Raw genomic sequence first — 12985 nt, 5'->3', positions numbered from 1 at the left:
CCGTATGGACACGACTGAGGCCGCCGAACACTTCGTGCGGGTCTGGGCGCGCGCCTGGGCCGAGCACGACGTGGACGCGCTGCTGGAGCTGTACGCCGAGGACTGCGTCCACCGCTCGATGCCGTTCCGTGAACCCCACCGGGGGCGGGCCGAGTTGGGCGACTATCTCCGGTGGTCGTTCGCGGCGGAGCAGGTGAGGGATGTGCGCTTCTCGGCGCCGGTCGTCGGCCAACACGGCGTCGCCGTGGCCGAGTTCAGGGTGCTGGCCGAGGAGGACGGCGAACCGTCCACCCTCGCGGGCTGTGTCTTCGCGCGCTTCGACGGCAGCGGTCTGGCCGTGGAGACCCGCGACTACTGGCACACGGAGCCGGGTCACCGGGAGCCGACCGGCACCTTGTTCCTGAACTGAGCGTACGGCGCCTTCCGGTCAGTCCGACCAGTCGGTATGTTCAGGGGGTCCGGGCCGCAGCGTCGCGGCCCGGGCGTCCGGCACACCACGGAGGCCCCATGTCCGAGCACCAGCCAGCCGTCGACGGCCACTGCGACCCCCGCTTCTCGGCGGTCCGCACGGCGTTCGAGGAGAACTTCCGGGACCGCGACGAACTGGGCGCCGCGCTGACCGTCACCGTCGACGGCGAGACCGTGGTCGACCTCTGGGGCGGCTGGGCCGACGCGGCCCGCACCCGCCCGTGGGAGCGGGACACGCTGGTCAACGTGTGGTCGACGACGAAGGGCCCGGTGGCCCTGTGCGCCCACATCCTCGCCGACCGCGGCCTGCTCGACCTCGACGCCCCGGTGGCCACGTACTGGCCGGAGTTCGCCGCCGCCGGCAAGGAGAACGTCCTCGTACGCCACCTGCTCTCCCACCGCGCCGGACTGGCAGGACTGCGCGAGCCGCACTCCCTCGCGCAGCTCTACGACTGGGAGTTGACCACCGAGCGGCTCGCGGCGACGGAACCCTGGTGGGAGCCGGGCACCCAGTCCGGGTACCACGCGCTGACCTACGGCTTCCTCGTCGGCGAAGTGGTGCGCCGCGTCTCGGGGTTGCTCCCGAGCGCCTTCCTGGAGCGCGAGGTCACCGGCCCGCTCGGCATCGACTTCACCATCGGGCTGCCGGAGAAGGAGGCCGGCCGGGCGGCCGAGCTGGTGCATCCGCCCGCCGCGTCGGCGAGTGAACAGGCCGCGATCTTCAGCCAGTTGGCGCCCGCCGCCATCGCCGCACTGACCAACCCCGTCGCGGGCGCGGCCGAGGCCAACACCCCCGAGTGGCGCGCCGCGGAGATCCCGGCCGCGAACGGCCACGGCACGGCACGCGCCGTCGCCGCGCTCTACGGCGTCTTCGCCGGACGCGGAACCTACGACGGCCACCGCGTCCTCTCCCCCGAGGCGGCCGAGCGGGTGCGCGAGGGCCAGGGCAGCTGCCGCGACCTGGTCCTCGGCGCGGGCTTCGCGCACGACACGGAGGTCGGGCTCGGGCTGTGGCTCAGCGGCCCGAACGGATCGTACGGCCGTAACCCGAGGGCTTTCGGACACGACGGGTTCGGCGGCTCCTTCGGTCTCGCCGACCCGGAGGCGGGGGTGTCGATGGGCTATGTGATGAACCGGATGGGGCCTCATATCGCCGACGACCCGCGGAAGATGACCCTGATCGACGCCGTGCACGAGGCCCTGTGAGGGGTGATCGGCGCGGGCCGGTTTCGGCCTAACTGCCCTGCCGCTCTTCCCTGGTGGTTTAGACCAATGCTAGATCTGGTCGCGCAACGAGCCCGCACGGCTACGAATCGTCACCAGTTCTGCCCTCAGTCTTGTCACCAACAGGAGGCGCGGCATGGCCCGCACCACCCCCCACGACCACCCGACCGCCGACGACCAGCCCCTCTACGGGAAGGTCGCCACCCAACTGCTCGGCGAACTCCACCACGGCACCATCCCGCCCGGTGAACGCCTGCCCGGCGAACGGCAGTTGGCCGAACACTTCCAGGTCAGCCGGGAGACCATCAGACAGGCGCTGGAGGTGCTGCGCAGGGACGGCCTGGTCGCCACAGACCGGCGCGGCAGCCACGCCACCCTGGCCGGGCAGCCCGTCGAGACCCCGTCCTCGCTCACCTTCCCGGTCGGCGCCCGCAGCACGGACCCGACCGGCTTCGACCGGGCCACCGTGGCCTGGGAGACTCCCCCGCCGGACCACGCCGAGGCCCTGGGCATCGCCCCGCACCGGCCCACCCTCGTCCACCGCTACGCGTCCGCCGCGGCCGACGGCAGCGGCCTGCGCACGGCCGTCACGTCCTTCTCGGCGGTGGCGCTGGCCGAGGTGGAGGAACTGGCCCGCTACCGCGACCGCGCCGACGGCTCCGCCGCCGCCCAACTCCGGCGCACCTACGACTGGATGCGCCGGGCCGGCCTGACCCTGCACCACCGGGACGCCATCACCCAGGTCGCCAACGCGCCCTCGGTGCGGGTGACCCGCCGGGTGCACGACCAGTACGCGCGCCCGCTGGAGATCACCGACCTGGTGGTGGAGGCCCAACAGGACGCCCTGATCTACGAGTTCACGCTGCCCGCAGCAGGCTGATCGCACAAAAGCTCAGGCCGTCGGCGCGCGGCGGATCCCAACTCGCCGCGCGCCATGCCGACTTACGCGCTCGTGAGTACGACCAGCTGCTGAGTCGCCCGGGTCATCGCCACATAGTGGTCGACGGCTCCTTCGATGCCCTCGCCGAACTGCTCCGGGTCGAGGAGGACGACCAGGTCGAACTCAAGTCCCTTGGACAGCACGGGAGTCAGCGCCCGGACACGAGGCCTCGCCCGGAAGATGTCCGCGTCCATCTCGGCCGTAGTGATGACACAGCCGATCCCGTCCGCGTGCTCGGCGAGCCAGGTGTCGAGGACCGACTCCAGGTCGGCGGTGGGTCCGTGGACGACAGGGATGCCGCTGCTGCGGATGGAGGTCGGCACGTTGGCGTCCGGGAGCACCGCACGGATGACCGGCTCCGCCTCCGTCATGATCTCTTCCGGGGTGCGGTAATTGACCGTCAGGGAGGCCAAGTTGATGCGGTCGAGGCCGACCCGCTTCAGCCGCTCCTGCCACGACTCGGTGAACCCGTGCCGGGCCTGGGCGCGGTCGCCGACGATGGTGAAGCTCCGGGACGGGCAGCGCAGCAGGAGCATCTGCCATTCCGCGTCGGTCAGTTCCTGTGCCTCGTCCACGACGATGTGCGCGAACGGCCCGGCGAGCAGGTCGGGTTCGATGGCGGACACCTGCGCGGCCTCGTCGATCAGCGCGTCCCGTAGGTCCTTTCCGTGGAGCATGCCCATCGCGCCCTCGCTCTCGTCGATCTCGACGTTCTGCAGCAGGCTGTCGATGACGTCGGTCCGGCGGGAGTGCTCGGCTGCGACGGCGGCTTCCTGTCGGCGCTTGCGGCGCGCCGACTCCGGGTCGCCGAGCCGCTGCCGTGCCGCGTCCAGCAGCGGCAGGTCGGACACCGTCCAGGCCTGGGCGTCCGGGCGCTGCAACCGCTGCACCTCGTCGCGGCTCAGCGAAGGGGCGCACTTGCGCAGGTAGGCCGGTACCGTCCACAGGTCGCCGACGAGGTCGGCCGCCTCGAGCAGCGGCCACGCGCGGTTGAAGGCGGTGAGCAGGTCCCGGTTCTGCCGCAGCGAACGGCGGAGCTGCTCGGGCGTGACCTGCCCATCCTCTCCGTCCCGCGGCGAGGCGGTGTCGTCGTGCTTGTCGACCAGGATCGTGAGCAGTTCCTGCCAGACCTGCTCGCGGCCCTCGTTGTGCGGGGTGCCGGGTTCGGCGGCCTCGAACGCGACGGCCCAGTCCTCGGCGCTCAGCCAGATGTCGGACCAGTGCGTGGTGACGTTCATGCCCTTGGTGGGCGGCTCCTCGTAGAACCGGACGGCGGGCTCGATCGCCCGCACCAGTTCCACGGACGACTTCAGCCGCGCCACCTCCGGATCGGCCTCTGCGACCGCCGCCGCGCCCTCGGCGACGAGGTCCCGCAGGATGCAGGTCTGCACGCCCTCCTCGCCGAGGCTGGGGAGGACGTCGGCGACGTAGTCCAGATAGGGCCGGTGCGGACCCACGAACAGCACGCCGCCCCTGCGGTGCCCGAGGCGCGGGTCGGAGTAGAGGAGGTAGGCGGAGCGGTGCAGGGCGACGACGGTCTTGCCGGTGCCGGGGCCGCCGTCGACGACGAGCGCGCCGCGTGATCCCGCGCGGATGATGGCATCCTGGTCGGCCTGGATGGTGCCGAGGACGTCGCGCATCCGGCCCGAGCGGTTGCCGCCGAGGCTGGCGATGAACGCGGACTGGTCGTCGAGCGCCGCGTGCCCGGCGAAGCCGTCGGCGGTGAACACCTCGTCCCAGTAGTCGCTGATCCGGCCGCGCGTCCAGCGGTACCGGCGGCGGCTCGCCAGTCCCATCGGGTTGGCGTGGGTCGCGCCGAAGAACGGCTCCGCCGCCGGGGAGCGCCAGTCGAGCAGCAGCCGACGGCCCGTGCTGTCGGTCAGGCCGAGCCGCCCGATGTACACGGGCTCGGAGGTGTCGGCGTCCACCATGTGGCCAAGACACAGGTCCAGGCCGAAGCGACGTAGCGTGCGCAGCCGTGTGGTGAGCCGGTGGATCTCCGTGTCCCGGTCCATCGCCGCCCGGCCGATGCCACCCGGTGCCCGGCGCGCGGTGTCGAGGCTCTCGGTCAGTTCCGCGATCGACCGGTCGAGGCTCTCCGCGATCGCCGCGAAGTGCTGCTCGTCGGCGGCGATCAGCGCCGGGTCGGCCTTGGCGGAGAGCCGGTCGGGAAGGTCGAAGGCGCTGGTGGTCAGGGGGTTCACGGCATCAATTCCGATCTGGGGTCGCTCACGGCCCGGCGTGCGGCTGGGCGTGGGGACCGGTGCGTGCGGTTTCTCGTGTGCTCGGTTCGGGCGGTTCACGCGTGCGTGGACCGCCCTTCCCCGCTGACCATGTCGTGGAGCAGCTTCGCGGCCACCGTCGTCCCGTCGGTGCGGATCGTGCCGGACACGGCCCGCGCCCGGTCCCGGATCCCGGGCGCCAGGACGGTGGTGAGCGCGGCCGACAGGGAGTCGTAGGTCGGCGTCGGTCCGTCGTGTGCGACGCCGATGCCCAGCTCGGCCACCCCTGCCGCCCAGTATGGCTGGTCGACGATCTGCGGCACGACCAGCTGCGGCACACCGGCCAGCGCGGCGGTCGTCGTGGTGCCCGCGCCGCCGTGGTGCACGACGGCGGCGACCCGCCGGAACAGCGCCTGCTGGTTGACCTCTCCTACGACGAAGCAGTCGTCCCGGTCGTCGACCGCGGCCAGGCCCGCCCAGCCGCTGGCGAGGAGGACACGGCGGCCCTGTGCCCGGACCGCGTCGACCGCGATGCGAGCGAGACCCGGCGAGGTGCGCAGGGCCATGCTCCCGAAGCCGACGTACACCGGTTCCTCCCCCGCCTGCAGGAACGTCTCCAGGCCGGCCGGGAGCGGGCGCTCGTCGGGCAGGATCCACGGTCCCGTCACGACGACGTCCAGGTCGGTGTGGTCCTGCCAGGAGAACAGCGCCGGGTCCGCCGCCAGCCACGGCCGCTCGGTGAAGACGTAGTCCCGTACGTTCTCGACCGGCGGCAGGCCGAGCTCCGCGCGGTGCCGGTTCTCCGCCTCGCCGTACAGGGCGTTCACGCGCTGGGCGTCCTCCGCCCACAGGGTCTTGATGTCGGTCTCCTCCGGCGAGGACGCGTGCCCCGGCCGCGAGAGGGGCGGGTACGTCGACGAGGGCAGTCCGGCCGTGTGGAAGCAGGCGAGGACGTAGCGGATGCCGAGTTTCTCGGCGACCGAGCGTGCGCCCGCCGGCATCAGACCGGTGGCCAGAAGCACGTCACAGCCCTCGGCCTCCTTGGTGAGCGTCTCGTAGCGGGCGGCGACCAGCTCGGGGGCGAGCTCGAACGCCCGCGCCGCCGACGGCGGCTTCGCACCGTTCACCACCGACCGCACCGACGAACCGAGCGGCACCAGCGGCACACCGGCGCGGGCCAGCAGCTCCACGAACTCCTCGTCCGGCGGCGCGCACACCCGCACCTCCGCGCCGAGTTCCAGCAGGCGCGACGCGAGTCCCGCGAGCGGTTCGACATCCCCGCGCGATCCCCACGTCGTCAGCAACACACGCATTCGAGACTCCCGTTTCCGCAGGTCGTGGCCTCAGGCCGGACATTCTGCGGCACGACGGGGGCCTTGCCGCAAGCCCCCCGGTGCGCTATACGTTAAGAAGGGAAGAGGAGTGGATACGCCTCCCTTTCCGCCCTCCCCGAAGGACTCGCGAAACTCGCGGCGCGAAAATCCGCCGCCGATGTCGAGAACCCGCGCCCGGCTCCGTCCCCGAGGTGAACGCGCCCACAATGGGTCGTACCGGCACCGAGGAGAACGACCATGGCCAAGTACCTGCTGCTGAAGCACTACCGAGGCGCCCCCACCGCCGTGAACGACGTCCCCATGGACCAGTGGGCCCCCGAGGAGATCACGGCCCACATCCAGTACATGAACGACTTCGCGGCCCGGCTGGAGAAGACCGGCGAGTTCGTCGACAGCCAGGCACTCTCCCCCGAAGGGACGTTCGTCCGCTACGACGGTGAGGGCCGCCCGCCGGTCACCGACGGCCCGTTCGCCGAGACCAAGGACGTCATCGCCGGCTGGATGGTGATCGACGTCGACACCTACGAGCGTGCCGTGGAGCTGGCCGGTGAGCTGTCGGCCGCCCCCGGGGCCGGTGGCAAGCCGATCCACGAGTGGCTGGAGCTGCGGCCGTTCCTGGGCGTGCACTCCACCGTCACGGACACGGAGTGCACCTTTAAGTGAACGAGGTCCTGCTGAGGAGCCTCACGCCGAGCGTGCTCGGCATCCTCGTCCGCCGCGGAGCAGACTTCGCGGCGGCCGAGGACGCCGTACAGGACGCGCTCGTCGAGGCGGTCCGGGTGTGGCCGGACGATCCGCCGCGGGACGCGAAGGGCTGGCTGGTCACGGTGGCGTGGCGGCGGTTCCTCGACGCGACGCGGGCGGAGACCGCCCGCCGTAGGCGCGAGGACCTCGTGGAGGAGGAGCCGGCCCCCGGGCCCGCGCCCGCCTCGGACGACACGCTCCAGCTCTACTTCCTATGCGCCCACCCGAAGTTGACGCCGTCGTCGGCGGTCGCGCTTACCCTGCGCGCCGTCGGCGGACTCACCACCCGGCAGATCGCGCAGGCGTACCTCGTGCCCGAGGCGACCATGGCGCAGCGGATCAGCCGGGCCAAGCGCACCGTCTCCGAGGTGCGCTTCGACCAGCCCGGCGATGTCGCGACCGTACTGCGCGTCCTCTACCTGGTGTTCAACGAGGGCTACTCCGGCGATGTCGACCTCGCCGCCGAGGCGATCCGGCTCACCCGCCAGCTCGCCGTCGCGATCGACCACCCCGAGGTCGCGGGCCTCCTCGCGCTCATGCTGCTGCACCACGCGCGGCGCGCCGCCCGGACCGCGCCGGACGGCAGCCTGGTGCCGCTCGCCGAACAGGACCGCGCGCGGTGGGACACGTCGGCGATCGCCGACGGCGTCACGATCCTCCAAGTCGCCCTCGCCCGCGACCGGTTGGGCGAGTTCCAGGCGCAGGCGGCGATCGCGGCGCTCCACGCGGACGCGCCCACCGCCGAGGAGACGGACTGGGTGCAGATCGTCGAGTGGTACGACGAACTCGCGCGCCTGACCGACAACCCGATCGTCCGCCTCAACCGCGCGGTCGCCGTGGGCGAGGCCGACGGCCCGCGCGCCGGGCTGGCCGCGCTCGCGGCACTGGACGACTCCCTCCCCCGGTACACGGCGGTGGCGGCCTATCTGCACGAACGCGACGGCGACCTGAAGACGGCGGCCCGGCTGTACGCGGAGGCCGCGCGCAAAGCGCCCAATATCGCCGAGCGCGACCACTTGACCCGTCAGGCCGCCCGGCTCAACACCCACCGGTCTCATTGACGGCCATTTGCTTTTCCTCGAAAAGTGTGGGCAGTTCGCAGCCGTCTCCCATTTCCCTTGCCCACACTTAGGACGGGTTCGTCAAGCGCGATATCGATAACACCGAAAAGGGAGTTTTCGCGTCACGAACAGCGGGGAATCGCTGCTACGGTAAGCACTCGTCCCGAGGTCGAGCGACGTGCCGTATCGGCACCCTGACCTCGGATTGCACAGCGAGTGTTCCGCTTCTCACCGGATTCCGTTCACTCTCACCTTTCCCTGTTCGCGGTACTCCCTGGAGTTCTTGAACCATGTCTGATGAGAGCGTGGCCACCGCCACGTCCACGGCACCGGAGCATTCCGGTGCCGCCCCCGTAAACCGGCATCTCGGTCTCGCCCTGTTCGTCATCGCGGCGGCCCAGTTGATGGTCATCCTCGATGCCACCATCACGAATATCGCCCTCCCCGCCATCCAGACCGATCTCGGCGTCTCCGACGCGAACCTGGCCTGGATCGTCAACTCGTACGCGCTGGCCTTCGGCGGTCTGCTGCTGCTCGGCGGCAAGGCGGGCGATCTGTTCGGCCGACGCCGGATGTTCCAAGTGGGCATCGCCGTCTTCACCCTCGCCTCCCTGCTCGGCGGACTCGCCCCGGACGAGGGCCTGTTGATCGGCGCGCGCATCCTCCAGGGCGTCGGCGCGGCCCTCGCCGCACCCAGCGCCCTGGCCCTGATCACCACGACGTTCCCGACGGGGAGGCCCCGCAACCGGGCCATGGGCGTCTACGCCGCGATGGGCGGTCTCGGTGCCACGGTCGGCCTGCTGCTCGGCGGTCTGCTCACCGATGTCCTGGACTGGCGTTGGGTGTTCTTCGTCAACATCCCCATCGGCCTCGCCGTCCTCGCCGGCACCCGCAGCCTCGTCGAGGCAAAGCGCCACCCCGGCCGCCTGGACGTCCCCGGTGCCGTCACCGGGACCGGCGGTCTGATCTCCCTGGTCTACGGCATCACACGCGGCGGCGAGCACGGCTGGACGGGCGGCCTCACCCTGGGCTGCTTCGCGGTCGCGGCCGTCCTGTTGATCGCCTTCCTGTTCCTGCAGGCCCGTACGCCGGACCCGATGATGCCGCTGCGGCTGTTCAAGGACCGTAATCGGTGGGGCAGTTACGCCACGATGCTGTTCATCGGCTCCGGCATGTTCGCCTTCTTCTACTTCCTGACGCTCTACATGCAACTGATCCTCGGCTACAGCCCCATCAGGACCGGCTTCGCCTATCTGCCGTTCAGTTTCGGCATGGCCGCCGCCGCGGGCATCAGTTCCAAGCTCGTCGCCCACCGCGCGCCCCGACTCATCGCCGGACCGGGCCTGTTGGTCGCCGCCGCGGGCATGTTCTGGTTCGCCACCCTGGAACGGGACTCCTCCTACGCCGGACACCTCATGCCGGCGATGTTCGTCACCGCGCTCGGCCTGGGCATGAGCTTCGTCCCGATGACGCTCGGCGCGGTCAGCGGTGTCTCCCACCAGGACACCGGCATCGCCTCGGCCCTGCTCAACACCGCACAGCAGATCGGCGGTGCCCTGGGCCTCGCCGTCCTCTCGACGATCTCGACCTCAGCGGCCGACGACAAGCTGCCCCAGGCGGCCGGCGCCCTCTACCGAGGCCTGGCCACCAAGGACTTGGCCCTCGTATCGAAGGCGGGGGACGCGCTGACGCACGGCTACACGATGGCATTCGTCGCCGCCGGGGCCGTGTTCGTCGCCGGTGCCGCGGTGACCGCGTTCGCCGTCACCGCCGGCCGGCAGCAGCCCACTGAAAGCGCCGCTCCGGTCCACATGGGCTGAGCCCCCATATCAGGCACCACCACATCGAACCGGCGGGGCACCGCGCGCGTACGGTCGCCCCGCCGCTGGAGAGGACTGGTCCTCGCCGCCCTGACGGTCCGGGCCGAGGAGCACCTCTCGATCACTCCCACTGGTACTGCAGGTACTTCCCGTCGAGGGTGATGACGACCCGGTCCCCGGCCGGATCGGGCGCGCGGCTGACATCGAGGCGGAAGTTGATGGCGCTCATGATGCCGTCGCCGAACTCCTCGTGGATCAGCTCCTTGATGGTGGGGCCGTAGACCTGGACGACCTCGTAGAGCCGGTAGATCGTCGGGTCCACGGGTACGGTCGCGTCCAACGCGCCCCGGGTGGGCTGGAGTTGGAAGGCGAGGGCGGCGTCCTCGCCGAGTTCGAGGAGGGCGACGGCCGTCGCCGCCTCGTCCTTGGACATGGGGTGCTGGCCCAGCAGGGCCGCGGTCGTCCACGCGAGCGGGCGGCCCACGGCCTCCGCCAACTGGGCCCATGTGACACCGGTCTTCACCTTGGCCTGGCGGACCGCTTCGCCGGCTTCACCCTTGCTGAGCATGCACAACTCCGTTCCCGGACAGCACTCTTGCCCCCACGCGCTTCAGCGTAGGAGATCACCCAGGCCGCGACAATGGCGCCGTCCCGCACCAAGTCCGGCCGTACACCAGACTCCAGGACTCCACGGACGCATACTGCGGGCATGACCCATATCGACGTACAGCAGATCGAGCGGGCGAACGCCATCGAACGCACGCCGGTCGTCTTCGTCCACGGTCTGTGGCTGTTGCCGAGCAGTTGGGACCGCTGGGCGGCGCACTTCGAGCAGGCCGGGTACGCGCCGGTCTCGCTGTCCTGGCCCGACGACCCGGAGACAGTCAAGGAGGCCAACGAACACCCCGAGGTCATGGCGGGCAAGACGGTCGGCCAAGTCGCCGACCACCTCACGGAGTTGATCGGCACGCTGACCCGTAAGCCGGCGATCGTCGGCCACTCCTTCGGCGGCCTGCTCACGCAGATCCTCGCCGGGCGCGGACTGTCCGCCGCGTCCGTGGCGATCGACCCGGCGCCGTTCCGGGGCGTGCTGCCCCTGCCGATCTCCGCGCTGCGCTCCTCCGCACCGGTCCTCAGCAACCCCGCCAACCGCAACCGCGCGGTCCCCCTCACCTACGACCAGTTCCGCTACGGCTTCGCCAACGCCGTCGGTGAGGAGGAGGCACGGGAGTTGTACGAGACGTTCGCGGTGCCCGCGCCGGGCGCTCCGCTGTTCCAGGCGGCCACGGCGAACCTCAACCCGTGGACCGAGGCGAAGGTCGACACGGAGAACCCCGACCGCGGCCCGCTCCTGATCATCTCGGGCGAGAAGGACCACACCGTGCCGTGGTCGATCGCCAACGCCTCCTACAAGAAGCAGCAGCACAACAAGAACGTCACCGAGATCACCGAGATCAAGGACCGGGGCCACGCCCTGACCATCGACCACGGCTGGCAGGAGGTCGCGGACACCGCCTTGTCGTTCGTGCGCCGCTATGTCTGAACTCCCGTACGCCTGCCGGGCATTGATGAGCACACGCGCGACGCCGATCTCCTCGACCTCGACCGGAGCCCACCGATGACGATTTCCCGTAGACCCTTGCTCCTGGGGGCAGTTGTGGCGGCCGGCACCCTCGCGGCCACCGCGCTCCCCACCTCAGCGGCATCCGCCACCGGGGGTTCGCACTCCAAGCCGAAGCCCACCGTGGTCCTGGTACACGGGGCGTTCGCCGACGCGTCCAGCTGGTCGGCCGTGGCCTCCCGACTGCAGAAGGCGGGGTACACGGTCGTGCCACCCGCCAATCCGCTGCGCGGGCTGACCTCGGACGCCGCCTACATCTCCGCGATCCTCAAGACGATCGACGGTCCGAAGGTCGTCGTAGGACACTCCTACGGCGGCGCGGTGATCACCCAGGCGGCCGCGGGCGACGCGAGCGTGAAGGCGCTCGTGTACGTCGCGGCCTTCGTCCCCGACAAGGGCGAGCAACTCGGCGAACTCGGCGCGCGGTTCCCCGGCTCGCAGCTGAGCGACGCGTTGCAGCCGTTGCCCGACGGCGCGGGCGGCACCGATCTGGCCATCCAGACGGCGAAGTTCCACGCGGTGTTCACCGCCGACCTCCCGGCGGCCACGTCCGCACTGCTGGGGGCCTCCCAACGCCCCATCAGCGCGGCCGCGTTCACGGACGTCGCCACGGCGGCGGCCTGGCGCGACATCCCCTCGTGGGCCGTCGTGGCGGCGCAGGACAGGGCGATCGCGCCCGACCTGGAGCGCTTCGAGGCCAAGCGGGCCGGTTCGCACACGACCGTGGTGGACTCCTCGCACGTCGTGATGATCTCCCACCCCGACCTGGTCACGAAGGTCATCAAGTCGGCGGCGACAGCGACGAGTTGATAACCACTCCGGCTACGGCAGCCGTCGCGCCGCAACCATGCGGACGCGGGGGCTGCCGTCGTCGCGGTCTCCGAACTCGGGCAGCGCGTAGAGGTCGACGCCGAAGCCCGCCCGCTCCAACTCCGGCCGCACGTAACCGAGTTGGAAGTCCCGGTAGTACATGACGAACGGCGGCCGCCAGACCGCGTTGCGCACCTTCATCACCGCGTCGAAGCCGGACAGCATCCAGTACGCGGGAGTTGTGGGGCGCGGCGGTGCCACGACGGGAAAGGCGAAGCATCCACCCGGCCGCAGCACCGAATGGACCTGTTCGAACAACCCCGGCAGTTCGCGGGGCAGGAAGTGGCCGAACGCCCCGAAGCTCACCACCAGGTCGAAAGCCGCCGTGAACGGCAGAGCCCGGGCGTCGCCGCGCACCCATGAGACTCGGGGTTCGCCGCTCGTCACCTGCTCCCGCGCGACGTCGAGCATGCCAGCGCTGAAGTCGACGCCGGTGACGCTCACTTGGCACACCTTCGTCAGCACCTCGACGCCCGCGCCGGTGCCGCAGCACAGGTCGAGTCCGTCGTCGAAGGGGCCGACGCGGCGCAGCATCGTGGCGACCGCGTCGAGGAGCGGGGCCGGGGTGCGGAACGGGGTGTGGTCGAACTTGGGCGCGAGGAGGTCGTAGCCGTGCTCGACGGACGACAGGGCCTGGACGGCGAGTTCGCGCAGACTGGGGCCTTCGGGGCTGAACATCCG

The 12985-nt window shown here is 70.9% G+C and carries 12 protein-coding genes; 8 read left to right on the top strand and 4 right to left on the bottom strand.

The window, feature by feature from the left end; translation table 11 throughout:
- Positions 1-4: 4 nt before the first annotated feature.
- From OO69_RS02625 to OO69_RS02615, 3 genes are all read left to right on the top strand, one after another.
- Positions 5-409 (top strand): nuclear transport factor 2 family protein, encoded by a 405-nt coding sequence (locus tag OO69_RS02625; protein ID WP_033278656.1) that lies wholly within the window; start codon positions 5-7, stop codon positions 407-409.
- A 98-nt stretch (positions 410-507) separates the two neighbouring features.
- Positions 508-1674 (top strand): EstA family serine hydrolase, encoded by a 1167-nt coding sequence (locus tag OO69_RS02620; RefSeq protein WP_033278655.1) that lies wholly within the window; start codon positions 508-510, stop codon positions 1672-1674.
- A gap of 154 nt (positions 1675-1828) precedes the next feature.
- Positions 1829-2572 (top strand): GntR family transcriptional regulator, encoded by a 744-nt coding sequence (locus OO69_RS02615; RefSeq protein WP_033278654.1) that lies wholly within the window; start codon positions 1829-1831, stop codon positions 2570-2572.
- A 62-nt stretch (positions 2573-2634) separates the two neighbouring features.
- On the opposite strand, the gene helR is transcribed toward OO69_RS02615, so the two are convergent.
- Complete coding sequence (gene helR / locus OO69_RS02610; protein WP_033278653.1) at positions 2635-4836, bottom strand: RNA polymerase recycling motor ATPase HelR; 2202 nt, start codon at positions 4834-4836, stop codon at positions 2635-2637.
- A 95-nt stretch (positions 4837-4931) separates the two neighbouring features.
- Positions 4932-6167, bottom strand: a complete 1236-nt coding sequence (locus OO69_RS02605; RefSeq protein WP_033278652.1) for a glycosyltransferase — start codon at positions 6165-6167, stop codon at positions 4932-4934.
- Positions 6168-6425: 258 nt separating this feature from the next.
- Between OO69_RS02605 and OO69_RS02600 the strand changes: the two genes are divergently transcribed.
- The 3 genes from OO69_RS02600 (at position 6426) to OO69_RS02590 (ending at position 9813) form a co-directional block, all read left to right on the top strand.
- Entirely contained in the window at positions 6426-6851 is a 426-nt protein-coding gene (locus tag OO69_RS02600; RefSeq protein WP_033278651.1) for a YciI family protein, read from the top strand.
- Positions 6848-7993 carry an RNA polymerase sigma factor gene (locus tag OO69_RS02595; protein WP_033278650.1) on the top strand — a complete coding sequence of 382 codons (1146 nt, stop codon included), beginning with the start codon at positions 6848-6850 and terminating at the stop codon, positions 7991-7993. Before OO69_RS02600 ends, OO69_RS02595 begins: the two co-directional genes overlap by 4 nt.
- Before the next feature lie 290 nt (positions 7994-8283).
- Positions 8284-9813 (top strand): MFS transporter, encoded by a 1530-nt coding sequence (locus OO69_RS02590; protein ID WP_033278649.1) that lies wholly within the window; start codon positions 8284-8286, stop codon positions 9811-9813.
- Positions 9814-9934: 121 nt separating this feature from the next.
- Here the strand turns inward: OO69_RS02590 and cynS are convergent, their stop codons facing one another.
- Complete coding sequence (gene cynS, locus OO69_RS02585) at positions 9935-10381, bottom strand: cyanase (protein ID WP_033278648.1); 447 nt, start codon at positions 10379-10381, stop codon at positions 9935-9937.
- A 141-nt stretch (positions 10382-10522) separates the two neighbouring features.
- On the opposite strand from cynS, the gene OO69_RS02580 reads away from it, so the two are divergent.
- Positions 10523-11356 carry an alpha/beta hydrolase gene (locus OO69_RS02580; RefSeq protein ID WP_033278647.1) on the top strand — a complete coding sequence of 278 codons (834 nt, stop codon included), beginning with the start codon at positions 10523-10525 and terminating at the stop codon, positions 11354-11356.
- 75 nt (positions 11357-11431) lie between these two features.
- A complete protein-coding gene (locus tag OO69_RS02575; protein ID WP_033278646.1) occupies positions 11432-12244 on the top strand; it encodes an alpha/beta fold hydrolase in 813 nt (270 codons plus the stop codon).
- A 12-nt stretch (positions 12245-12256) separates the two neighbouring features.
- Here the strand turns inward: OO69_RS02575 and OO69_RS02570 are convergent, their stop codons facing one another.
- Positions 12257-12982 carry a class I SAM-dependent methyltransferase gene (locus tag OO69_RS02570; protein WP_033278645.1) on the bottom strand — a complete coding sequence of 242 codons (726 nt, stop codon included), beginning with the start codon at positions 12980-12982 and terminating at the stop codon, positions 12257-12259.
- Positions 12983-12985: the final 3 nt, after the last annotated feature.

This window comes from Streptomyces sp. NRRL F-525, from assembly GCF_000716605.1.
In the GTDB taxonomy this organism is placed as follows: domain Bacteria; phylum Actinomycetota; class Actinomycetes; order Streptomycetales; family Streptomycetaceae; genus Streptomyces.
Note: the sequence above shows the minus strand (reverse complement) of the source record. Positions and strands in the feature narration are given on the sequence as shown.